General features: G+C 61.4%; 20 protein-coding genes. 8 read left to right on the forward strand and 12 right to left on the reverse strand.

Annotated elements, in window-relative coordinates:
- Nucleotides 1-205: 205 nt before the first annotated feature.
- The gene (locus tag M0D68_RS00615) at nt 206-1,786 is read right to left on the reverse strand and encodes a methyl-accepting chemotaxis protein (RefSeq protein ID WP_093637546.1); all 1,581 of its coding nucleotides are present in this window, start codon (nt 1,784-1,786) and stop codon (nt 206-208) included.
- 263 nt (nt 1,787-2,049) lie between these two features.
- On the opposite strand from M0D68_RS00615, the gene M0D68_RS00620 reads away from it, so the two are divergent.
- The 3 genes from M0D68_RS00620 to M0D68_RS00630 all read left to right on the forward strand — a co-directional run bounded on the left by M0D68_RS00620 (nt 2,050) and on the right by M0D68_RS00630 (nt 6,640).
- On the forward strand, nt 2,050-3,210 hold the full coding sequence (locus tag M0D68_RS00620; RefSeq protein WP_266223517.1) for an iron-containing alcohol dehydrogenase: 1,161 nt from the start codon (nt 2,050-2,052) through the stop codon (nt 3,208-3,210).
- A 269-nt stretch (nt 3,211-3,479) separates the two neighbouring features.
- Nucleotides 3,480-5,294, forward strand: coding sequence for a collagen-like triple helix repeat-containing protein (locus tag M0D68_RS00625; RefSeq protein ID WP_266223518.1), 1,815 nt, complete (start codon nt 3,480-3,482; stop codon nt 5,292-5,294).
- 77 nt (nt 5,295-5,371) lie between these two features.
- Nucleotides 5,372-6,640, forward strand: coding sequence for an isoprenylcysteine carboxylmethyltransferase family protein (locus tag M0D68_RS00630; RefSeq protein ID WP_211705929.1), 1,269 nt, complete (start codon nt 5,372-5,374; stop codon nt 6,638-6,640).
- A gap of 208 nt (nt 6,641-6,848) precedes the next feature.
- Here the strand turns inward: M0D68_RS00630 and M0D68_RS00635 are convergent, their stop codons facing one another.
- A complete protein-coding gene (locus M0D68_RS00635) occupies nt 6,849-7,625 on the reverse strand; it encodes an EAL domain-containing protein (RefSeq protein WP_266223519.1) in 777 nt (258 codons plus the stop codon).
- Nucleotides 7,626-8,161: 536 nt separating this feature from the next.
- Here M0D68_RS00635 and M0D68_RS00640 point away from each other — a divergent pair.
- Complete coding sequence (locus tag M0D68_RS00640) at nt 8,162-8,440, forward strand: transposase (RefSeq protein ID WP_093637563.1); 279 nt, start codon at nt 8,162-8,164, stop codon at nt 8,438-8,440.
- A gap of 95 nt (nt 8,441-8,535) precedes the next feature.
- On the opposite strand, the gene M0D68_RS00645 is transcribed toward M0D68_RS00640, so the two are convergent.
- The 6 genes from M0D68_RS00645 to M0D68_RS00670 form a co-directional block, all read right to left on the reverse strand.
- Complete coding sequence (locus M0D68_RS00645) at nt 8,536-8,955, reverse strand: histidine kinase (RefSeq protein ID WP_266223520.1); 420 nt, start codon at nt 8,953-8,955, stop codon at nt 8,536-8,538.
- Between the two features lie 73 nt (nt 8,956-9,028).
- The gene (locus M0D68_RS00650; protein WP_093637566.1) at nt 9,029-9,784 is read right to left on the reverse strand and encodes a hypothetical protein; all 756 of its coding nucleotides are present in this window, start codon (nt 9,782-9,784) and stop codon (nt 9,029-9,031) included.
- A gap of 155 nt (nt 9,785-9,939) precedes the next feature.
- Entirely contained in the window at nt 9,940-10,638 is a 699-nt protein-coding gene (locus M0D68_RS00655) for a response regulator (RefSeq protein WP_054035528.1), read from the reverse strand.
- 25 nt (nt 10,639-10,663) lie between these two features.
- Entirely contained in the window at nt 10,664-12,046 is a 1,383-nt protein-coding gene (locus M0D68_RS00660) for a sensor histidine kinase (RefSeq protein ID WP_093637570.1), read from the reverse strand.
- A gap of 184 nt (nt 12,047-12,230) precedes the next feature.
- Nucleotides 12,231-13,625, reverse strand: coding sequence for a sensor histidine kinase (locus M0D68_RS00665; RefSeq protein WP_211705931.1), 1,395 nt, complete (start codon nt 13,623-13,625; stop codon nt 12,231-12,233).
- Nucleotides 13,615-14,292 carry a response regulator gene (locus M0D68_RS00670; RefSeq protein WP_027778124.1) on the reverse strand — a complete coding sequence of 226 codons (678 nt, stop codon included), beginning with the start codon at nt 14,290-14,292 and terminating at the stop codon, nt 13,615-13,617. The genes M0D68_RS00665 and M0D68_RS00670 overlap by 11 nt, the downstream gene beginning before the upstream one ends.
- A 283-nt stretch (nt 14,293-14,575) precedes the next feature.
- Between M0D68_RS00670 and M0D68_RS00675 the strand changes: the two genes are divergently transcribed.
- The 4 genes from M0D68_RS00675 (at nt 14,576) to M0D68_RS00690 (ending at nt 17,860) form a co-directional block, all read left to right on the forward strand.
- Nucleotides 14,576-15,595 carry an ABC transporter substrate-binding protein gene (locus tag M0D68_RS00675; protein ID WP_200621428.1) on the forward strand — a complete coding sequence of 340 codons (1,020 nt, stop codon included), beginning with the start codon at nt 14,576-14,578 and terminating at the stop codon, nt 15,593-15,595.
- 53 nt (nt 15,596-15,648) lie between these two features.
- The gene (locus M0D68_RS00680) at nt 15,649-16,443 is read left to right on the forward strand and encodes an ABC transporter ATP-binding protein (protein WP_054035532.1); all 795 of its coding nucleotides are present in this window, start codon (nt 15,649-15,651) and stop codon (nt 16,441-16,443) included.
- 17 nt (nt 16,444-16,460) lie between these two features.
- Nucleotides 16,461-17,324 (forward strand): ABC transporter permease, encoded by an 864-nt coding sequence (locus M0D68_RS00685; protein ID WP_054035533.1) that lies wholly within the window; start codon nt 16,461-16,463, stop codon nt 17,322-17,324.
- A gap of 227 nt (nt 17,325-17,551) precedes the next feature.
- Entirely contained in the window at nt 17,552-17,860 is a 309-nt protein-coding gene (locus M0D68_RS00690) for a DUF4148 domain-containing protein (RefSeq protein WP_211705932.1), read from the forward strand.
- 275 nt (nt 17,861-18,135) lie between these two features.
- On the opposite strand, the gene M0D68_RS00695 is transcribed toward M0D68_RS00690, so the two are convergent.
- From M0D68_RS00695 to M0D68_RS00710, 4 genes are all read right to left on the reverse strand, one after another.
- Nucleotides 18,136-18,384, reverse strand: coding sequence for a hypothetical protein (locus M0D68_RS00695; RefSeq protein ID WP_093637584.1), 249 nt, complete (start codon nt 18,382-18,384; stop codon nt 18,136-18,138).
- Nucleotides 18,385-18,550: 166 nt separating this feature from the next.
- On the reverse strand, nt 18,551-19,597 hold the full coding sequence (locus M0D68_RS00700; RefSeq protein ID WP_211705933.1) for a phytoene/squalene synthase family protein: 1,047 nt from the start codon (nt 19,595-19,597) through the stop codon (nt 18,551-18,553).
- A 109-nt stretch (nt 19,598-19,706) separates the two neighbouring features.
- Nucleotides 19,707-21,545 carry a feruloyl-CoA synthase gene (locus tag M0D68_RS00705; protein WP_266223944.1) on the reverse strand — a complete coding sequence of 613 codons (1,839 nt, stop codon included), beginning with the start codon at nt 21,543-21,545 and terminating at the stop codon, nt 19,707-19,709.
- A gap of 168 nt (nt 21,546-21,713) precedes the next feature.
- On the reverse strand, nt 21,714-23,165 hold the full coding sequence (locus tag M0D68_RS00710; RefSeq protein WP_266223521.1) for an aldehyde dehydrogenase: 1,452 nt from the start codon (nt 23,163-23,165) through the stop codon (nt 21,714-21,716).
- Nucleotides 23,166-23,207 lie beyond the last annotated feature (42 nt).

Below are 23,207 nucleotides of genomic sequence, written 5' to 3' on the forward strand. Positions count from 1 at the left end.
CTGATTCAAATTCTAAAGAATTTGATCCGAAATCAAATTGCGAAGAAAATTTCTCATACTTACTTTAAGAAACTTCATCACGGTGTTTATGCGTGAGAATTTTGCATAGATGCAAATTCGCACAATAAAAAAACGCGGATCAACTGGACCCGCGCCACTCACGCATGCCGGCATGCGGCTTCGTACGACGGTCGTCGCATCTCCCTCAACCCAGCGACATGGCGAGACTCGCGCCGCCGTCGAGCTTGAAGATCGAGACGACTTGCACCAGTTCGTGGGACTGGTTGCGCAGACTGTTAGCCGCGGCGGTCATTTGTTCCACCAGCGCGGCGTTCTGCTGCGTGGTCTCGTCCATCTGGGTGACAGCCTCACCGACCTGAGCCACGCCCAGGGATTGTTCGTTGCTGGCAGCGCTGATCTCGCCCATGGTGTCGGTGACGCGGCGGATGGAGCGAACAACTTCGGTCATGGCGACGCCGGCCTGCTCGACCTGGGCCGAACCCTGTGCAACGCGTTCCACGCTCGCGCTGATGAGTTTTTTGATTTCCTTGGCCGCATCGGCGGAACGTGCAGCCAGACTGCGCACTTCATTGGCCACTACCGCGAAGCCGCGTCCCTGTTCACCGGCACGGGCTGATTCCACCGCAGCGTTCAAGGCGAGGATGTTGGTCTGGAAGGCGATGCCGTCGATGACACCAATGATGTCGGCGATTTTCCTGGAGCTGTCGTTGATACCTTTCATGGTTTCCACGACCTGATTGACGACTTCCCCACACTGGATGGCGACCTCAGACGTGTTCATGGCCAACTGGTTCGCCTGGCGGGCATTGTCGGCGTTCTGGCGCACGGTGGAACTGAGCTCTTCCATGGAGGCGGCGGTTTCTTCCAGCGCGCTGGCCTGGCTTTCTGTGCGGGCGCTGAGGTCGTCGTTGCCCTGGGCGATTTCGGCGCTGGCGGTGGCCACGCTTTCCGAGCCGGAACGTACGTTGGAGACAACACGCACGAGGCTGGTTTGCATGTCTCTCAGGCTGGTGAGCAACTGGCCGACTTCGTCGGTACTGTGGTTATCGATACGAGCGGTCAAATCGCCTTCGGCGACCTGGCGGGCTACCCCGGTGGCTTTGACCAGCGGCCTCGTGATGCTGCCGGAGATCAGCCACGCACACACCACGCTCAGCAGCAGGCTGACCACGCCAAGAGCAATCATCAGCGTGCGGCTGTATTCGTAGTTGGCCTCAATCTGCGTGGCCACCCTGTCGATTTCATCGCGCTGCTGCTTCACTAAAGCGTCGACCTTCGCCACAAAGAGTCTGGAAGCGGGTATGAACTGTTGCTCCAGCAACTGGTTCGCCTCCTCGGCTTTGCCCGACTTTTTCAGTGCATAGATCTGGTCGCGGGTAGCGATAAAAGCTTTGCGCTGTTCACCGATTGCGGCAAACAAGGATTTTTCCTCGTCAGAGGTCATCAAGGCTTCGATCGACTTTTGCAACGCTCCCGACACCTTGGACGAAGCCACGGCTTCTTCCACAAAGTAACTGGCAAGGCCAGGGTCAGCGCTCTTGGCAATCGCGGTCGTGCGGGTGACTGCGGTACTGATATTGCGCGACCAGTCGTTGACAAGCCGCTCGGTCTGGATTGGATTGGCAACCAGATTGCGGGTTGCCTGCGCTACAGAGGACAGGCGCGCAAGCCCTATGACGATGCTGATCATCGACATGATCAATACCAGAACAAAGCCCGCCCCCAGTCGCTTGGCGATGGGCAGATTGGAAATAAACGTTGGCATAGTCGGTTTCTTCAATAACCAAAGGGAAAAATACCCGCTGACAATACGGACTATCGGAGTTCGCTCACTACACGTATACGGCTGCGAACGCCAACCCTGAAGACGCTATTCCGTGGGCCATTCCTGAAACAGAGGTAGGGATATCCTTATAAGATGTCTGCCTGTCCGCCCGCGATAGCGAATGGTGGAGTCCGGACTCCGAACGTTGGAAGTACCGATCTTGCTGGCGTATCAATGGCCAGTGCCGACCTGCAGGTGAAACGATGAACGCATTCCGGTTTCAAACCGTGCCGACGATGGTCGTCGAATTTGGTGCAGCGCGCCGTCTCGGCGCTTTGCTGCGCGCGCAATTTCCGTTGCTTACACGCCTGTGCGTGGTGACGGATGGGTTTCTTCACCAGAGTGGCCTGCTGAATCCGGCGCTCGCCGATCTCGCGGCGCACGGCTGGAACGCCACCGTGATCGACGACGTGATCGCCGATCCGCCCGAGCACATCGTGCTCGAGGCGACCTCGCGCGCGCGTGAGGCCGGCGCTGAGATCGTGCTGGGGCTCGGCGGCGGTTCCTCGATGGATGTGGCGAAGTTGATCGCCGTACTGGCGCCGCAGGATCAACAAGCGCTCAGCGACATGTACGGCGTGAACAAGGTGACGGTGTCGCGCCTGCCGCTCGTGCAGATCCCGACCACCGCGGGCACCGGCTCCGAAGTCACGGCCGTATCGATCGTGACGGTGGGCGAGGCGAAGAAGATGGGCGTGGTCGCGCCGCAACTGGTCGCCGATCTGGCGATTCTCGACGCGGAACTCACGCTCGGACTACCGGTTGCCGCAACCGCTGCAACCGGCGTCGACGCGATGGTTCACGCGATCGAGGCGTACACGTCCGCGCATTTGAAAAACCCGGTGTCCGACATGCTGGCGGTGAAGGCGCTAGAACTTCTGTCGCGCAATCTGTTGCCCGCGTGTGAGAACGGCCAGAACCGCGCGGCGCGCGAAGCAATGTTGCTCGGCGCGGCGTTCGCTGGCCAGGCGTTCGCCAATTCACCGGTGGCCGCGGTGCATGCGCTCGCCTATCCGATCGGTGGCATTTATCACGTCCCGCACGGTCTTTCGAATGCGCTCGTGCTGCCGCACGTGTTGCGGTTCAACGCCGAGGCGGCGGCGCATCTGTACGCGGAACTCGCGGACGTGGTCCTGCCGGGCATCACGGGCAGCGCCGAGAGCCGGACGCAGGCGTTGATCGAACGGCTCGAACAGATGATTGCCGCGACCGCGATTCCGGCCAGGTTGCGCGATGTCGGCATCGAACGTAGCGGGCTCGAACGGATGGCGAGCGACGCGATGCTGCAAACGCGGCTTCTGGTGAACAACCCCCGGCCTGTTAGCGAGGCCGATGCATTGGCGATTTATAGCGCTGCGTTTTAATCGGCGACGGGCGTAATTGAGGGCGGGAGTCGCCGAGATGTTTGGCGACGACTCCGCGCCGTTACGGCCAGCGGACACGTTACGTAGCATGCTACGTGGAACACTCCATCGCGCCTTTAGGCAGAATCGCGTTTATGACGCTATAAATTCTTCATATAATAATTCTTTTAACCACTTATGCGCCGAATTACTAAAATGAAGCGATAAGTGGCATTTGGCGTGCAACTTGCAGTGTTGGCCCCACCAATAGTCGTTCAACGGGGACCATCATGCAAAAATTCGCCGGTCGGACAGCCATCGCTGTCGCGACATCCGCACTACTCGCGCTCTACGGTTGTGGAACCAGTAACATCGGTACTCCCAAAACCGGGCTTAGTGGCGGTGGGCTAGGCGGCACTTCGGGCTCTAGCTCGGGTAGCTCCGGCAGTTCGGGTAGCTCTGGTAGCTCGGGCAGCTCTGGTAGCTCGGGCACTTCAGGTAGCTCTGGTTCTAGCAGCTCCGGTACTAGCTCTGGTACTAGCTCTGGTACCAGCTCCGGTACGAGCTCTGGTACAAGCTCCGGTACCAGCTCAGGTACCAGCTCAGGCACGAGCTCCGGTACCAGCTCAGGCACCAGCTCCGGTACGAGCTCAGGCACCAGCTCCGGCACCAGTTCCGGTACGAGCTCTGGTACCAGTTCCGGTACGAGCTCCGGCACCAGCTCCGGCACCAGCTCCGGCACCAGTTCCGGTACGAGCTCCGGCACCAGTTCCGGTACGAGCTCCGGTACGAGCTCCGGTACGAGCTCCGGCACCTCAGGCACCTCCTCCACCCCTATCGGCAACATCGTCACGCAAGGCGGCAACCTCATCACTGCCGTGGGCACGACCGTCGCTGATACGGGTTCCAAGATCACCGGCACTTCAGTCCCTGGCGTCAACGGCGCAACCACTGCGAATCTCGGCGCCGCGATCACCGATCTCGGCAACGGCGTCAAGGTACTCGGCAACGGCACGGCCGCAGGCCTCGGCACGCTGGGCAGTTCGACCAATCCGCTTGGCCCGACCCTGACCTCCACATCGGGCCTCGTTACTAATGCAGGCGCGGCCGTTACGGCGGTGGGCGATGTGGTGACAAGTCTCGGAACCGGGCCGCTTGCGCCGCTCGCACCCGTCACGTCGACGGTGGGTACCGTTGTCGCCGGTGTGGGCGCCGGCGTCATCAAAGTGGGCGCGGGATTGAACTCGGCGCTGACCAGCTCGCCGGTTCAACAGGTCGAGACCCAACTGAGCACGGTCATCAACCCGATCACCCTCGTCGTCTCGAATACGACGCAGACCATCGGCAACACCACGGGTCTCGGCGCGCCGCTCAACGGCTTGCTGAGCACCATCGGCAACGGACTCGATTCGGCCGGCCAGAAGGTGTCCGGCGCGACGGGTGATCAGGTCGGCAAAGATATCGGTGGCGTAGTGAGCCAGTTGGGCAAGACGGTCACGAGCACCGGCGGACTGCTGACGGGCGCGACGACCAACCCGCTGGCGCCGATCGCCGGCCTGGTGGGCCCGCTCGGAGGACTGGGCGGATCGACTGGATCGGGTGGCGGCCTCAGCATCCCGCCGCTGACCGGCCTGATCGGCAACCTGGGTTCGCTCGGTGGGACCGGTAGCAGCGGTAACCCGCTCGCGCCGATCACCGGACTCCTCGGCGGCCTGGGTTCGCTCGGCGGCACCTCCGGCACCGGCAGCCCGCTCGCACCGGTCACCGGACTTCTCGGCAACCTGGGTTCGCTCGGCGGCACTTCCGGCGCCGGCGGTCCGCTTGCACCGGTCACGGGTCTCGTCACGACGTTGACCTCGACGCTGGGTGGCGCCGCGGGCCAAAGCTCACCGCTCGCGCCCGTCACCGGTCTCGTCACGGCGCTGACTTCGACGCTGACCGGCGCATCGTCCGGTAAGGCCTCGCCGCTCGCGCCGGTCACTGGCCTCGTGAGCGGTCTGACCGGTGGCGCGGGCAGTGCCGGGAGTGGTTCGTCCAGCACGAATCCGCTGGCGCCGGTGACGAACCTTGTCACCGGATTGCTGGGTGGCGTCGCAGGTAAATAAGCGGTAATCAGCACAGCGGCCGGGACTTAAAAAATCAAAAGCCCGGCCGCTATCAATGTCATGACTACGAGGATGACATGAACTCCACTCTGGATAACGTGGCGCACGTGCAGGAGCAGCGGCCGCGTTCGGCGACGCCGTTTTCCGTCGGCCTGCTTGGCATCGCCGTCGGCCTTCTAACACTCTGGCTGCTGCGCGACAGTACCGCGCTGGATGGCGCGCGCCGCAGCACCGCCGCCTGCCTCGCGATCATCGCAACGATCGCTCTATACGAACTGTTCGTCGCACGCGTGTATCTACGCCCAAGCGCCGGCCTTACGGGTCAGGCGGTTCGACCACTCAGCATCGCGCGTGTAGGCTTGCGTCTTGCCGCGCTGGCTTCCGTGTATGTCAGCATCGGTGTGCTCTACTGGCTCTTGCCCGAGTATCACGGCACCTTCTATAACCCCTTCTGGTCTCTGATCCGCACGCTCGCACCGTACCTGATCGTGGCCGCGCCGTTTTACTTTGCGTGGATGGACAGACGTCAACGCGAAGTCGACGATGCCTATATGTTGTGGGGCCGCCTCGTATTCCTCGGGCAGCGTCCAGGCAACTGGAAGCCGGTGCGTGAAATGCTCGCCGGATGGATGGTGAAAGCGTTCTTCCTGCCGCTGATGATCACCTATCTTTCCACCGATGCGGACCATATCGGCGCCTCGCTTGCGACCGCCATGAACGCGCCGTTCTCGCTTGCGACGTTCAGGTTCATGTACGACCTGTCCTTCACGATGGACCTGATGTTCGGCACGGTGGGTTATCTGTGCACACTGCGCATTCTCGATACCCACGTGCGTAGCGCGGAGCCGACCACGCTCGGCTGGCTGGTTGCACTTCTCTGTTATCAGCCGTTCTGGTCGGTGATCTCGGCCCAGTACATGCACTACCAGGGCGCGATGTTCTGGGACAGCTGGTTGATATCCGTGCCCATTGTTCGAATCATCTGGGGCACCGTGATTATCGCGTTGGTCTTCTGCTACGCGCTTTCCACCATCGCGTTCGGATTGCGGTTTTCGAACCTGACCAATCGCGGCATCATCACGTCAGGCCCTTATCGCTTCACGAAGCATCCCGCCTACATCACGAAGAATCTCTCGTTCTGGATGGTCTCGGTGCCGTTCATCGAACCCATGGGCTGGCAAGTCGGGCTCACGCACTGCTTCGCGCTGGCGTGCGTCAATCTGCTGTATTTCATGCGCGCTAAAACCGAGGAGCGGCATCTGATGAACGATCCCGACTACCGGGCGTACGCAGAATGGATCGCGAGGAACGGGCTGTTCGCCAGGATCACACGTGCGTTTGAATGAGATGTTTATGCTACGAACGCGGCCGAGTGCATTTATTGCAGCGCACCATTCTTTAGCGGCGTGAAGATGGTGATGAGTATCTTTGACCGCCTGTAGGCAGTCACCGGTGGATGCAGACGAGCGCGCCCGTTGCCAATTTTCCGCGAGCAGTGGGTGCGCGTCTCAATGACATCGCAGGCAGGACGTTACGTAACGTCCTCTGCCGTGTTCACGACTCGCAGCCTGGCGCCAGCACATTGGCCAGCCCGGCCTTCGGGCGAGAGAACAGAAAGCCTTGCACCAACGCTTGCGGCCATGACGCGCTCAACCATTGCAACTGTGCTTTGGTCTCGACGCCATTCACCACGATCTGCACGTCGAGCGCATGAAGCAGATCCAGCAACGCCGACATCACTACGCAGGCACGAGGATCGCGTGGAACCGCTGCCATCAACTCAGGCGCAATCGTGAAGGTGTCCACGTCGAGCGCGCCGAGCAGTGCGAGCGAAGACGCGCCATTGCCCCACTTGCCCAGCGAGATGCCGGTTCCCGCAGACCGAAGGCCAGCCGTCAAAGTACGCAAAGACAAGAGACGTGCTGCATCTGCGCTATCGGGCACTTCGATTTCAAGCAGGTTGCCCGGCACGCCATACGATCGCGCGATGCGCGTGAGGTCGTCGGCAAACGATTCGAGCACGGCTACCTGCGCCGGCACCGTGATCGCGACCGGCAGCAACGCCATCTTCGACGACAGGCAATCGCGCAGTTCACGGCACACGCCATCGATGACGAACAAGGCCATCTCCAGCGCAACCTGCGGGTGCTCGAGCGGCATCATGAAAATACCGGGTAGCAGCAACCCGTAGTCGGGATGCGTCCATCGAACCTGCGCTTCGAGGCGAGCCAGCGCGCCACCTGCCGCGCGATAAGCCCCCTGAAACACGAGATGAAATTCACCCGCGTGCAGACCCTGGTGGACGCGGCTTTCGAGTTCGCTCAGTTCCATGGGATCGTCGCGTGAGTCATCCCAATTGGTCTGTTCAACGCAAACGTTACGCATGCCGAATGTCGTTGCGAGCGATACAGGCTTGTCATAGTCGAGCGATAGCATGGCGTAGGCGCAATTTTTTAACCTGACTAACGCATGCACATGTCGTGCCAAGCGGCACGTTCACTGCGCGACTATCCGCGGCCTTGGCCAACAAGCCCTTTAGTTCAATGGTTTACGGCCATCCGATCAAATCTGTCGAAGCGTAATTTCAATCGCCAAACGTTTGTATGAACGCGGATGTTACGTAGCGTTTCGCATCGACGTTACGGGGCCGCACAAAACGTCGAACGCGCCGGCTACCACAAGTCCATCGCTTCAAACGGCGAAACCATGTCATGCGTCGTGAATAAGATCGCTAAACAACAAGCGATAAATGAAGGCGTCGCACCGCAACAATAAAATTTGACCGAGAAAAAAAGATTTACTAGTATCGGCAGCAAACGCAGCATGTAACGACTGCGCATTCCCTACACAGTCATTCAAGGCGGCAGATGCTTCAGATCCCCCTCACCGACGCCGATTGGGCGCGTGTTCAGAGTCTTTTTCCCGTGGTTTCGTCAGGGCGCGGGCGCCCTCGCCGCAGTGATCGCGAGATCCTCAACGCGATACTCTGGGTGCTGCAGACGAAAGAAAAGTGGCACAGGCTGCCGGCCACTTTTCCGCCGCAACAGACTTGTTATCTTCGATACATGGCTTGGAAAAAAACGGGCGTTCTTGACCAGGTGAACGAGCGCCTGCCACTGTGCGACCACGAGCTTTCAACTTGCTGAATCAGCGGTAATAATTGTTTTGCATACCGTATCGATTCAAAGGCGAACATGTGTTTCACAGATGGTCGCAGTGATCGCTCGCACCCTTCAGCGCGTCAGGCCTTCCCGTTCATTCGATCCATCACCGCCAGCAGATCAGCGAGCGCCTGCTTGCATTCCGCTGCGTTCGGCGTGCCGGCGCGCAACGCACTCAGCGCGCGGTCGATCGCTTTGTCGACGGTATGCCAGTCAGCTGCGGCTCGAGGCTTCAGCGAAGGCTCGGCGTCGTCCCATGCGAGTTCCAGATCCTTGATACGCGCCTTACCGCCCGCGAGATTGCCTTGGTCGACGAGTACCGCGGTGTCGGCAGCGATCTTGCGGAACGGCGAGAGGTCGCCGAGCTTTGACGCCTTGACGGGCTCGGCAGCCGCAGCCGACGGAAAGCCGATCCCACCTGCCTCGCGATGCCCGAAGCTAACGGCACCGAGGGCAATGAAAGAAGCGATGACGGCTTTGTTGAGCGTGCGTTGGTTCATGATTGTTCACTTCCGTTTGATTCAACATACGATTGAAAAGGGCTACGTCTACGACTTGTCGAGCGACCCGCGCTCAAGGCTCACGTGTGGCGATCGCGCGCGTGGAGCGCTGTTCGACTGCGCTCGCGAAGACGACCAGAACGACAATGGCACTCAGAAAGAGCACGCTCGTATTGATCGTGCCGAGGCCGATACCGCCGTATGCACGTGACTGCGAGAGCAGATCGCCGAACGAGGCGCCCAACGGCCGCGTCAGAATGTAGGCAAGCCAGAACGTCAGCACCGGATTCCCGCCGACGTAGTAGATGGCGCACACCAATGCGATTAGCGCACCGAATACCACCACGCCGATCATGAAGCCGAGTCCCAACGCTTCTGTCGCGAGATCACCGGCCGCGGTGCCCAGCGCGAAGGTGAACAACACGGCGGCCCAATAGAAAAGCTCCCGCCGCGTCGTGTAGATGGTGTGAATCGACAGTGTCCGTTCACTGCGATACCAGAGCGCGAACACCACAGCCAGCGCGAGTGCAAACGCGACCGTGCTGGCATAGAGACTGATGCCGAGCTTGTCGGTCAGCGCATCGGTAATCTGCGTGCCGACCACACTGACCAGCACCACGGTCAGCCAGTAAATCCACGGCACGTACTTGCGCATGCGAAGCTGCACGGCCAACGCGGCAATCAGCAACGTGAGCATCATTGCGCCGGTGAGCGCGGTGCCGAGCCCCACGTGAACGGCCAGATAGTCCGCGCCGGTCTCGCCGACGGTGGTCGCCATGATCTTGATCGCCCAGAAGACAAGTGTTGCCTCGGGCACTTTGTTGCGCATCTCGGCAACACGATAAGTCGAGGTCTCTAGCAAGCGGGTTCTCCCATCAATAGGCATTCAATTCGACGTTGCGAGCAGGCGCGCTTGCGCTCGCTCGATGCGGCGAATAGTGCAATGGGGAACCTTAGGAAAGCCTTACGGAGTGATCTGCTGCGCTATAACGACTCGGCAAACGCTTCGCACGGCACTTCCTCGCGCAGGATGTAGCCAAGCCCGCGCAGGGTCATGATCTTCGCGCTGGAACTCGCCAGATGTTTGCGCAGGCGGTGAATGTAAATGTCGATGGCATCGGCGCTGGGTTCGTCGTCGAGCGTGAACACCTTGTCCATCAGGGTGGACTTCGAGACGGTCTTGCCCTGCTTCAGCATTAGCGTTTCGAGGATGGCGTGTTCGCGCCGCCGTAACGGCAAGGGCTCGTTTTGCAAGACGAATTCGCGGGAATCGAACAGATAGCGCAGATCGCCGCAGTCGATCGACTGACCCTTATCGCCGGCCGCCTGACGGCGGATCAGCGCCTTGATGCGCGCCACCAGCTCTCGTGCGTCGAAAGGTTTGACGACGTAATCGTCCGCGCCGGCCGAGAAGCAGGCCACTTTGTCGTCGGTCGAGCCGTTGGCGGTGAGCATCAGCACCGGCACGTTGTCGCGTTTACGCCGTAGACGCGCCAGCACGTCCTTGCCGCCAATGCCGGGCAAGCGCAGATCGAGCAACACTGCGTCGTAGCACTGCATGCCGAGCAGCGTCTCCGCACGCTCGCCGTCCTGCGCCCAGTCAACCACGAAATTCTCGACCTGCATCAGGTTCATCACCCAGCGCGCGAGGTCAGCGTCGTCTTCAACGAGCAGCAGTTTCATAGGTTTCCCCTGATTTGGCGGCGCATCACACCACCGCCGACCATAGTCGCATCTCGACGGTGGCGACCAGGCCGACACCGCCCTCACCCGGCTCGAGCGTAACCGTGCCGCCTTGCCGGCAGGCGATCTCGCGCACGATCGGCAAACCGAGCCCGGTTCCGTCAGCGTGGCTCGACGCGCGATAGAAACGTTCGAACACACGCACTCTCGCCTCGGCTTTGATACCTGGCCCGTTGTCGATCACCCGCACGATCGCCCTGTCATTACCGCGCTGCGTGTGCACAGTGACGCGACCACCGGGTTGCGTATAGCGCAGCGCGTTATCGACGAGATTGGTCACCAACGCCGCGGTCAGCGCCTCGTCGCCGGTTACGTACAGACCGTCTTCCAACTCGGCGCCCAGATCGATTTCACGCGACTGCGCGAACGCTATCAACTCCTCCAGCACCCCCGCGATCAACGCGCTCAGATCGACCCGTTCGCGCGTACTGGAAGGCGCGGCGGATTCGGCTTGAGCGAGCAGCAACAGTTTGTTGGTCAAGGTGGTCAGCTTGCGGCTGCTTTTATGCATGCCGGCCAGTGCCTCGCTGAGCGGCGCGTCCCGATTCTCACGTTGCCGCGCGAACTGGATCTGCGCCACCAGCAGCGCGAGCGGTGTACGCAACTGATGCGCCGCGTCGGAGATGAATTGCCGCTGCGTCGCGGCCTGCTGGCCCATGCGCGCGATGCACTGGTTGATCGCTTCGACAATGGGTCTTAATTCGACATGCAAGCGCGCCACGCGTATCGGTTCAAGTTGCGACGCGTTACGATCGGCGACGTCGTCTTTCACCTTCATCAACGGCCGCAATTCGAAGGTCAGCCCGAGATAGACGAACACCATCGCGAGCACCAGCGTGAGCACTTCGCCGAACAGTTGCGGCCGCAGCAGGCGCCACACCATGGCGTCGCGCGAACCTTCCGTTTTCGCGACCGCGACGACAACTTCTTCGGTGCGGCCCGAGTCGTATAGCTGCCGCACGTAAGTAGCCGCGCGCACGGCACGGCCGTCTTCGAGATGGGTGGAATAGAGCATCGGCACGTCGCTCACGCCGCGCGGCAACGGTAACTCGGGACTGCCGGCCAGCAGGCGGTGGCCGCTTGCTTCGACGCGATAGAACACACTGTCCTGTTCCGGCGACTCGAACAGCTCGAGCGCGGCCGGCGGAATCTGGACCGACACGTTGCCGTTATCCCAGTCGATGTCCTCGCCAATGATGCGTATCGACGATAGCAACGCGTTATTCTGAACCAGGTCGGCGGTGGTCTGCGCGTTGCGATACGAAATCATGCCGGAAATGGAAACGAACGCCGCCAGCGGCAGCAAGAGCCACCAAAGCAAGCGTCCGCGCAGACTGCCTGAAAACACGATTCTTCGTTCCTCTGTGCTGGATGTCTCCGCTATGTCCCGCGTGCGCGGTGGGCGTTCGTGAATCGCCTGCCTCAAATTCTAGGGGTACAAATCCTTCTACAGGCTTTCGAACACGCGTTTCCTGTGCCGATTGCGGGTTTGTCCCGAGTACTTTTGAAGCCGCCGATTTGAAGCGGCCGAGTTAACCGGCCTGAGATTCTTCCGTCGGTGCGCGCGGAAACGAGACGGTCACGTGCACGCCTTTACCGCCCTCACCCGGTTTAAGCACAATCTCCCCGTGATGGGCGTCCGCGATTTCACGCACGATGGCGAGGCCCAGCCCGGTCCCTTCAGTATCTGTCGACGCCCGAAAGAACGGCTCGAACACGCGGGTGCGCGATTCGGCGGGAATGCCGGGACCATCGTCCAGCACCGTCACGGTGACTGTATCGGCTTGACCGCTGACCGCCACCGTGACGTGGCCGCCGCTGCCGGTATAGCGGATCGCGTTCTCCGCAAGGTTGGCGATCAACGCCTGAAGCAAGCCGCGATGCCCTGCCACCGGCGCGGGGCCGTTCAGTTCCGCGCCCAGATCGATGTCCCGGGCCTGCGCGAGCAACGCCAGATCCTCCACCACTTCCATCGCCAGCGGCACTAGATCGACCGTTTCCACCGCGAGTTGCTTGTTGTCGGCAGCCTCGGCCTGCGCGAGCAACAGCAGCTTGTTCGTGAGTCCGACCATCGAACGATTACTGCGGTGCATCGCGGCGAGCGCCTCGTCGAGCGCGGGATTCAGGCCGTCCTGCTGGCGTGCGAACTGCAACTGCGTGCCGAGCAGCGTGAGCGGCGTGCGCAACTGGTGCGCGGCGTCGGCGATAAAACGCCGCTGTGCGGCCACCTGCACGCCGAGCCGCGCGATACATTGATTGATCGCTTCGACGATCGGCCGCAACTCGGTATGCAGGCGCTCGACGCGAATCGGTTCGAGCTGCATGGGGTCACGGTCGGCGACCTCTTCCTTCACTTTCATCAGCGGCCGCAATTCGAAGGTGAGGCCGATGCAGGCCAGCGCGACCGCCAGCACGATCATCTCGATCTGCCGCACGAGTTGCGGTTGCCACAATTGCTGCGCCATCGCGTCGCGCGAGCGTACGGTCTTGCCCACCGTCACACGTACGCGGCGCGTCGCACCGTTGTCGTACATCAGGCGCACGAGGCCGACCGCGCGTACGGGTTGCCCGTGGAGTTCGGTGTCGTAGTGATCGGCCGTGTCGGGCGAGCGCGCCGAGCGCTGCGGAAAATCCGGCGTGCCCGCCAGCAGGCGGCCATCGTCGACCAGCACGCTGTAGAACACCTGATCGCGATAGGGCGACACGAACACTTCAAGCGCGGCGGGTGGCACGTCCACGCGCAGAAAACCGTCCACCCACTCCACTTCACCCGCGATCATCCGCGCCGATGAGATAAGTTGATTGTCCTGCACCAGGTCCGCCGTGCGCCGCGCGTTGTCGTATTCCGCTTTGCCCGTGACGAACACGTACAACGCAAGCGGCACCAGCAGCCACCACAGCAGACGCATGCGCAGACTATTGGTCATCTTCTTTCTTGCGCAGCAGATAACCGAGTCCGCGCAACGTGACGATCGCGGCCGAGCTGCCGTCGAGTTTCTTACGCAGCCGCGAAATGTAGATTTCGACCGCGTCCTCGCTCGGCTCGTCCGCGAGCGTGAAGATCGCGTCGACCAGGGCGGGCTTGGTTACCGTCTTGCCCAAACGCAGGATCAGCGTTTCGAGCACCGAGCGCTCGCGCGGCGTCACGTTCAGCGGCGCGCCCTTCAGCGTGAACTGACGCGTGTCGATGTCGAACGCGAGATCGCCGCACACTACCTCGCTCGCCTTCGAGGGCGACTGGCGGCGGATCGCCACCTTGATGCGCGCGATCAGCTCGCGTACTTCAAAAGGCTTGACCAGGTAGTCGTCCGCGCCGGCGCCGAGCAGTTCCACTTTTTCGTCGATCGAACCGCTCGCCGTCAGGATCAGCACCGGCGTGGCGTCACCGCGCTGGCGCAAACGGCGCAGCACGTTCTTGCCCGACAGCTTCGGCAGATTCAGGTCGAGCAGGATCACGTCGTAGTGATTGGTGCGCAGCAAGCGGTCGGCGGCGTCGCCGTCCTGCACGGCGTCGAGCGCGAACGCCTCCTGCTCCAGCATCTTCGCGAGCCAGTGCGCCAGCGTGGGGTTGTCTTCGATGAGCAGCAGCTTCATGGGGAGAACGGCGAAATAGGCAACTTAATGCGCGGCAAAAGTCAGGACGCCGATTGTGCCGTAAAACAAGGGCTTTGCGCGCGGCTTGGGTGCTTTGTGGCCCACGTTATGGGGTTTGCCAGGGGGCGCCCCAAAGATTACGGAGGATTTTCGGGTTAACACCCATGATTTGCTCGCAGCCCCGAAAGCTGCCAGAAGGTTTCAGATTTCTATAATCGCCGTCATTCGTCCAGAAAGCGCCGTATCCGCACAGGGCGGCGAATAAACCTCAGGAGACTGCTTCATGCGTACCTTGCGCCAGATTGCCGCCGTGTCAGGTGTTGCGTTTACCCTTGCCGCCGCTTCGGCCGCGGCCCATGCGGAGAAGCTGACGATCATGGTCGGCGGCGCCACCAAGATCATCTATCTGCCGGCCAAGCTCACGGAGCAGCTCGGCTACTTCAAGGACGAAGGCCTCGACGTCGAAATCCTCTCGCAACCGGCCGGCGTGGACGCGGAAAACGAACTGCTGGCGGGCGCGGTGCAAGGCGTGGTGGGCTTCTACGACCATACCATCGACTTGCAGAGCAAGGGCAAGGAAGTCCAGGCGCTGGTGATTTTCGGCCAGGTGCCGGGTGAAGTGGAAATGGTCGCCACCAAATCGGCCGAGACCTTCAAGAGCATGGCCGACTCGAAGGGCAAGACGCTCGGCGTGACCGGCCTCGGCTCGTCGACCAGCTTCCTCACGCAATACCTCGCGCAACGCGCGGGCGTGCCGTCCACGCAATACACGCTGCTGCCGGTTGGCGCGGACAACAGCTTTATCGCCGCCATCAAGCAGAACCGTATCGACGCGGGCATGACCACCGAGCCGACGGTCTCACAACTGCTTAAGACCGGCGACGCCAAGGTGCTGGTCGATATGCGCACGCTGGAAGGCACGCGCGCTGCGCTCGGCGGCACGTATCCGGCTTCGAGCTTCTACGTGCAGCGCGCATGGGCCGAGTCGCACAAGGACGACGCCACGAAGCTCTCGCACGCCTTCGCGAAGACGCTGAACTTCATCGCGACCCATAGCGCGGAAGAGATCGCCGCGAAGATGCCGAAGGATTACTACGGCAACAACAAGGACCTATACGTCGGCGCGCTGAAAGCGTCGCTGCCGATGTTCACGAAGGACGGCAAGATGCCTGCCGACGGCCCGGACACTGTCCTGAAGGTGCTGTCGGCGTTCAATCCTTCGGTGAAGGGCAAGCATATCGACCTCGCCAAGACCTATAGCAACGACTACGTGTCGGCACCGGTCAAGACCGCGGCGAAGTAACACCCTCTGCGTCACGCCCTTTCAACATCAAGAGAACTGCGAGGCACCAGCCGATGAATCAACCTCTGTCACGCGATACGCCCGCCATCGAGATGCGCAACGTATCGTGCCGTTTCATCTCTCCGGATGGCAAAGCGACGATCGCCTTGCGCGACTTCAGCATGTCGGTGGCGCGCGGCGAGTTCGTCGCGGTTGTCGGCCCGACGGGTTGCGGCAAGTCGACCACGCTCAGCATGATCACCGGCTTGCTGAAGCCCACCACCGGCGAAGTGCGCGTAATGGGCGCACCGGTAGACGGCATCGACCCGCGCATCGGCTTCGTGTTTCAGGCGGACGCCGTGTTTCCGTGGCGCTCGGTCATCGACAACGTGGCGGCCGGCCCGCTCTATCGCGGCCGCTCGAAATCCGCCGCGTACGACGAAGCCAACGAATGGCTGCGCCGCGTGGGCCTCGACAAGTTCGGCAAGCACTACCCGCATCAACTGTCCGGCGGGATGAGAAAGCGCGTGGCGCTGGCGCAAACCTTCATCAACAAGCCGGAAATCCTGCTGATGGACGAGCCCTTCTCGGCGCTCGACATGCAGACGCGCACGCTGATGCAGGACGAACTGCTGCAACTGTGGGGCGGCGCCGGTTCGGTGGTGTTCGTCACGCATGATCTGGAAGAAGCGATTGCGCTTGCGGATCGCGTGTTCGTGCTGACCGCGCGTCCGGCGACGCTGAAGAAGGTGTACGAAATCGATCTGCCGCGTCCGCGCGTCACGTCGGAAGTTCGCTACGACCCACGCTTTATCGAAATCTCGCGCGATATCTGGCACGACCTGCGCGAAGAAGTGCAGATCGGATAATCCAAGGAACGGCAAACATGTCTACTACCCCTCAACAGACGATGCCTTCGGGCATCGATCCCGCGTCGCTCGCGCAAGTCGAACGCGTCGCGCAAAAACGTATCCGCCAACGTCATGCGCTGGTGATCACGCTGCGTATTGTCGTGCTGGTGGTTGTGCTCGGCGGATGGGAATTGTCCGCGCGCCTGAAGTGGATCGATCCGTTCTTCTTTTCGATGCCGAGTGCGATCTTCGATCAGATCATCGACTGGTTCGTGAACGGCACGTCGCAAGGACCGCTCCTGACGCAGGTGTGGGTCACGCTCGAAGAAACCGGGCTTGGCTTCATTATCGGTTCGGTGGCGGGCGTGTTCTGCGGCATCGTGCTCGGGCGCAACAAGCTGCTCTCCGATGTGTTCAGCCTCTACATCAAGATCGCCAACTCGATTCCGCGCGTGGTGCTCGGCTCGGTATTCGTGATTGCGCTCGGTCTTGGCATGGCTTCGAAGGTGGCGCTGGCGGTGGTGATGGTGTTCTTCGTCGTGTTCGCCAATGCGTTCCAGGGTGTGCGTGAAGCTGACCGCTACATGATCGCGAATGCGCAGATTCTGGGTGCGTCGCGCCGTCAGGTGACGACCTCGGTGGTGATCCCGTCGGCATTGAGCTGGATTCTCGCCAGCTTGCACGTGAGCTTCGGCTTTGCGCTGGTCGGCGCGGTGGTGGGCGAGTTCCTCGGCTCGAAGCAAGGTATCGGTCTCTTGATCTCCACTGCGCAAGGCGCGTTCAACGCAAGCGGCGTGTTCGCGGCGATGATCGTGTTGGCGGTGGTCGCGCTGGCCGCAGACTACCTGCTGACTGCGGTCGAACAGCGGCTGTTGAAGTGGCGGCCCGCAGCGGTTTGAGTTGAACGTCAGGTCGTAAAGGGAGAAAGGGCGCCGTCGGCGCCCTTTTTTTCGCGATGCGCACAAGAGCGCATTAACCAAAGCACTCTTCTTTTGTTGCAAATCTCGCAACAAACATTAGCTGAATTGATGATTACTCCGGTCAGATCGCAAAACTACAATGGAATCACTGACTACGAACAACACCGCTCGTAGCAAGATAAAGACCGAACTGGAGGTAGTTCATCATGAAATCGCTCATTCAAGCCGTTGTTGTCGCCGCTGTGCTGGCCGCTCCTGTTGCCTCGTTTGCGCAGTCCAACCAGCCCGTGACCCGCGCCGAAGTCCGCGCGCAACTGATTCAACTCGAAAAAGCCGGCTACCAGCCGGGCCGTTCCGACCCGTACTACCCGGCTGACATCCAGGCTGCGCAAGCCCGTGTCGCCCAGCAAAACGGTACCGCAGAAAGCAGCTACGGCGGTGTGGCGAACGGCTCGTCGCAGTCGAGCCAGCCGGTTCCGATGAGCGGTTCGAAGTCGGTTTATTTCGGTAACTAAGCTGGTAACTGAGTTGCCAACCAGGCCGTCCAGCGGATCGAGGCAGAGGCCACGCCGTCTGCCCTGATCGACCGCTAAGCCCGCAACACAGCCGCACGCTCTGATTCAAACGAACTGGCCCGCGACCGAGTATCCCCGATCGCGGGCCAGTTCTGTATTCGATACCTCCGTCATCGGGCTCCCGATGACTTCGCCTGGACCTTCAAGGTCTGGGCGCTTTTTGTTTATGTCGTGCTACGTCTGGCCTGAGCCTTAGCGGCGCCAGGCTGCTTGCGTTATTCGCGAGCGATCAGATCGCCCACCTGGCCACGACCCGTGACGAGACAACTCGACAGGAAATTTTCACCCTGGCTGCTGGCCCCGGCGTCACCGAAACCCTTTTTCAACGCATTCGCTTTGACCAGCTCCGCGCCCTGGTGGCACGTAATTGTCCCCATCTCTCCGGCTTGGGCGCGCATTAGCGCTCTATCCGCCATCAAATAGCCAAGCAACAACACCACTGCAATATTGAACGCTTGTCTCATGAATCGTCTCCTCTTTTGAAGAGACTAACGCGAACCATCAATGCAGGGTGCCAGGGGTTTCCCGATTGCTGGCGATTCAATAATGCGGATTAAGTTGAAAGGCAATGCCGCGTAAATCGGCTATGCGGCATGACTGAATCCACGTTAAAACCATCGCAACCCACGCTCAGAATCGAGCTTCGATTTGCTTGATCCGCTTTTCAACCGACGCCCGCACCAGACCATTCGAAGGCACCAGCAGCAGTGAAGACGCAATGATTTGATACACCTGATTGCGCCGCACTTTAGAGACCTTGGCCGGGTCGAGCCAGTCATTGTTATCCACCAGCAACAGCAGCGTGTCGAGGCCAATCAGGATCGGCCACAAGCAGGCGAGGCGCAAACGCACTGAAAACGCGGGAATAGCCAGCGTGTAGTCCAACGCTTCGCGAAAATGATCCAGCGACTTGCGCACGAGTTCGACCATCAGCGGCCGGGCGCGAACGGAATTTGCCGGCTGCAGGAGGTCTTGTGCGCTCAGACCAGATTGATCGAGCATCGTCTGCGGAAGGTAGCAGCGGCCGATCCGCAGATCCTTGCCGCAATCGCGCAGCACGTTGGTCATCTGCAGCGCTTTGCCGAAACGCACGCCGCGGCGCGCCATGATCTCAGGCCGCTCTTTCAGTGTGCCGGGCATGTGCGCGTAGGTCATGGTGGTCCAGAATTCGCCGACGCAGCCGGCCACCAGGTAGGTATAGCGGTCGAGTTCTTCGTACTCGCAGAGCGCGGCGATCTGGCCGGAACGTTCGTCGGGGAACGTGCGAAGGTCGAATTCCATGCCCTCGGTCAGCGTCGACACGATCTCGCGCACGGCCTTACGGTCGGACTCGCTCAGTTGCGACAGCACCTCGAGCGCAGGTCCTAGCGACTCGAGCAGCACCTTTTCATCGGACTGGATCTGTTGGCCCGCCACTTCAGTGGCCATGCGCTGGAGCAGCGCGCCGTCGTTCGGGGCGCCGTTGATCTGGTCGCGCAGCGACAGCAGCATTGCAAGGCGTTGCTCGGGCGAGATCAGCGAGGTATCCGCAATCGTGTCGGCCGCGCGCGCGAGCAGGTACGCGAGGCCGATCGGATCGCGCATCCCCGCGGGCAGCACGCGCAGGGTGAGATAGAAGGAGCGTGAAACGCCTTTCAGGAGCGGGCCGAGAAGAAAGGCCCGGGTCGGATTCGGCATGAGTGGGATTAGGTCAGTATTGGGCAAGAATCAGGCGCTGCCGAATTGTATACGGCGAAGCGCCTTTGCCGTGCGACGAGAGACCCAGGGTTAGCGAACGATGCGTGCCTCACGTCGCGCCACACGCAGCCGCGTAAATCACGGCGGGGTCGCGCTGTGCCGCGTCGTACATCGCTTCGACGAGCGCCGCCCGATGCGTGAGCACCGCGCGCTGATTGATCGACCCTTTGTCGGTGATCTCGCCGAGATCGAGCGAAGGGGCGACGTCCATCAGCCGGATACGGGCGATCGTCGTCGCGCCGCCAGTCGCACCGCGATTGAGCGTTGCCAACAAGGCTGCAAAATGCGCGCGCACGGCGGGTGCTTCGATCACCTCACGCGCGCTGGCCGACAAAGGCAAACCAGCCAGTCGCCGGCAATCGTCGAGCCGCGGAAACACCAGCAAACCCACGTCGTCGCGATTCATCCCGGTAACGACCACGTCCTGCACGTACGGCGCGCCTTCGGAAATCACGCGAGCCCGCATCGGGCCGACGCTGACGAAGGTGCCTGAACTCAGCTTGAAGTCCTCGGCGATGCGACCGTCGAACAGCAGCCCGAGTTCCGGTCGTTCGATATCGACAAAGCGCAACGCGTCGCCGCTGCAAAAGTAGCCTTCTTCGTCGAAGACGCTGTCCAACTCCGCGGAATTCGCGCGCCAATAGCCGGCCATCACATGCGGTCCGCGATAACGCGCTTCCAGTTTGTCGCCGACCGGCGCGAGTTTGACCTCACAGCCAGGCGCCGGTGAGCCGACATAGCCGGCGCGCATGATCGGACCTGTGGTGAACAGACAAGACGGCGAGGTCTCGGTCATGCCGAGTCCGGCCATGATGCGAATGCGCTCGCCGCAATATTGTTCGGTGACGCGTTCGAGCCGGTCCCACGCCGCCTGCGAAAGCCCCGCGCCCGCGAAGAAATACACCTTCACGCGCGAGAAAAACGTCTCACGCAATTGCGCGTCCTGCTCCAGCGCGATGGCCAGTTCTTCCCAGCCCTTCGGCACGTTGAAGTAGATCGTCGGTGCGATTTCACGCAGGTTGCGCAGCGTTTCTTCGAACTTGCCGTTGACTGGCTTGCCATCGTCGATATAGAGCGTGCCGCCGTTGTAGAGCGCGATGCCCGCATTATGGCTGCCGCCGAAGGTGTGATTCCACGGCAACCAGTCAACCAGCACCGGCGGCACGTTCGCGAACTCAGGAAACGTTTCGAGCAGCATCTGCTGGTTGCTGCACAGCATGCGGTGCGTGGTCGGCACGGCCTTGGGCAGTTTGGTCGAGCCTGATGTGAACAGAAACTTGGCGATGGCGTCCGGACTCAACGCCGCCTGAACGGAATCGACTGTGGTGGGCGTTGTATTCAGCAGGTCGCCGAATGAAGTCACGCTGCGCGCCGCCTGCGGCTCTTTGGGTTCTGTTGCAGCGACGACTTCGACGTCGGCTGGCACCACGGCATCGATCGCCCTCGCAAAGGTGTCGTAGCCCGTTACGAAGACCAGGCCCGGCGTCAGCAGATCGATCGTATGGCGCAGCTTGCCGAAGTCGCCGGAAGCGAGCGCATACGCCGGGGAGATTGCCGCATACGGAATGCCGGCCCACATCGCGCCGAGCGCCAGTTGCAGATGCTCGAGATCGTTGCCCGAGAGAATCACGACCGGACGCTCAACGGAGAGATCACGCGCCAGCAGCGCTTGCCCAATCGCGCGAGCACTTTGCAGCGCCTTCGCGTAGCTCAGGCCGATCCATTGACCGCCACTGCCGCGTCGCGCCGCCAGCCAGCGCTCCGGATGTTCGCGCGCGCCGCTCGCGAGCCGGTCGGTCATTCGTTGTGGGTGTTCGCCGAGCGGCTCAGCAGCGCGCAAATACCACGTGTCGCCGTGCCGTTGCGCGTGCAACGATGACGCGCCGATCGTCGTCGCGCGGTAATGCGTCGACGCGTTGTCGTGCGCGATGGAAGTGTTCGGTTGTCTCGGCTCGGAATGCAACGCCTGTCTCCATGGAAAGCAGTCTGCGCCTCGTTCTCTGCGGCGGCGAGACCTTCCTTTAATGCTCCAACGCGGTCATTCGACCGCGCACAATCAAATCGGATAGTGCCGCGGGCCGGTCTGAATCGTGATCCAGCGCAAGTCGGTGAACTCGGCGATCGACGCCTTGCTGCCAAAGCGCCCATAGCCGCTCTTCTTCACGCCGCCGAACGGCATCTGCGCTTCGTCGTGCACAGTCGGCCCGTTGATGTGACAGATGCCCGATTCGATGCGTTTCGCCACATTCAACGCGCGCGATATATCGCGGCTGAATACCGCCGCGGAGAGACCGTATTCGCTATCGTTGGCGACCTGAATCGCTTCCTCGTCACTGTCCACGCGCTGCACCGTCACCACCGGGCCGAAGGATTCCTCGGCATAGAGCAACATGTCCCGCGTCACGCCGTCGACAATCACGGGTTGCATCACCGCACCCTCAACCGAGCAACCGACCGGCAGCTTCGCGCCCTTCTCATGCGCGTCTTCAACGAGCGCCTTGATGCGCCGCGCGGCCGCCACACTTTCGAGCACGCCGAGCACGGAATCGGCCGCAGCGGGATCGCCCGCCTTCAGCGTTCGTGCTTTGGCCGCGAGCTTCTCAACCAGCACGTCGGCGATTTTGCGGTCGACGATCAGCCGCTCCGTCGACATGCAAATCTGCCCCTGGTTAAAGAACGCGCCAAACGCGATGCCGTCCACCGCCGCATCCAGATCGGCATCGTCGAGCACCACCACAGGCGCCTTGCCGCCGAGCTCGAGCAACGCCGGCTTCAGATGCTGCGCGGCATGTTGCGCGACGATGCGTCCAACTCGCGTCGAGCCGGTGAAATTGACCCGCCGCACCGCCGGATGCGCGATCAACCTTTCGACGATCGCCGGCGCATCTTCAGCTGAATGTGTGATGACGTTCACCACGCCGTCTCCGAGGCCGGCTTCCTGCAACACACTGCCGATCAGTCGATGCACACCGGGACAGCCTTCGGAAGCCTTAAGCACGACTGTGTTGCCGCACGCGAGCGGCATGGCAATTGCCCGTGTGCCGAGAATCACCGGTGCATTCCACGGCGCCATGCCGAGCACCACACCGCACGGCTGGCGCACGGCCATCGCGAGACTGCCCGGCACATCCGACGGAATCACGTCGCCGTCGATCTGCGTGGTCATCGCAGCAGCTTCGCGCAGCATATTGGCGGCCAGCATCACATTGAAGCCGTACCAGTTCGGCATGGCGCCGGTTTCTGCCACACCGGTTTCGATGAACTGCGCGGTGCGCGCATCCATCAGATCCGCTGCAGCCAATAGACGTTTGCGACGTTCGGTCGGCGCCAACGCGGACCATGCCGGGAACGCGCGCGCAGCGGATTCGACCGCCGCATCGGCATCGGCCAACGTGGCGGCAGCCGCACGCGAAGCCGCCACGCCGCTCGCGGGATTGATCCTCTCGAATGTTCTGCCGTCCGATGCGCCACGGCTCTCGCCGCCGATCAACAATGTCACTTCATGCATGTGTCTCGTCTCCTCGCTATGTCTCTCGTCCCGCCAGTCTTC

The sequence above is a fragment of the Paraburkholderia sp. SEWSISQ10-3 4 genome, assembly GCF_030464785.1.
GTDB classification, from domain to species: domain Bacteria; phylum Pseudomonadota; class Gammaproteobacteria; order Burkholderiales; family Burkholderiaceae; genus Paraburkholderia; species Paraburkholderia aspalathi.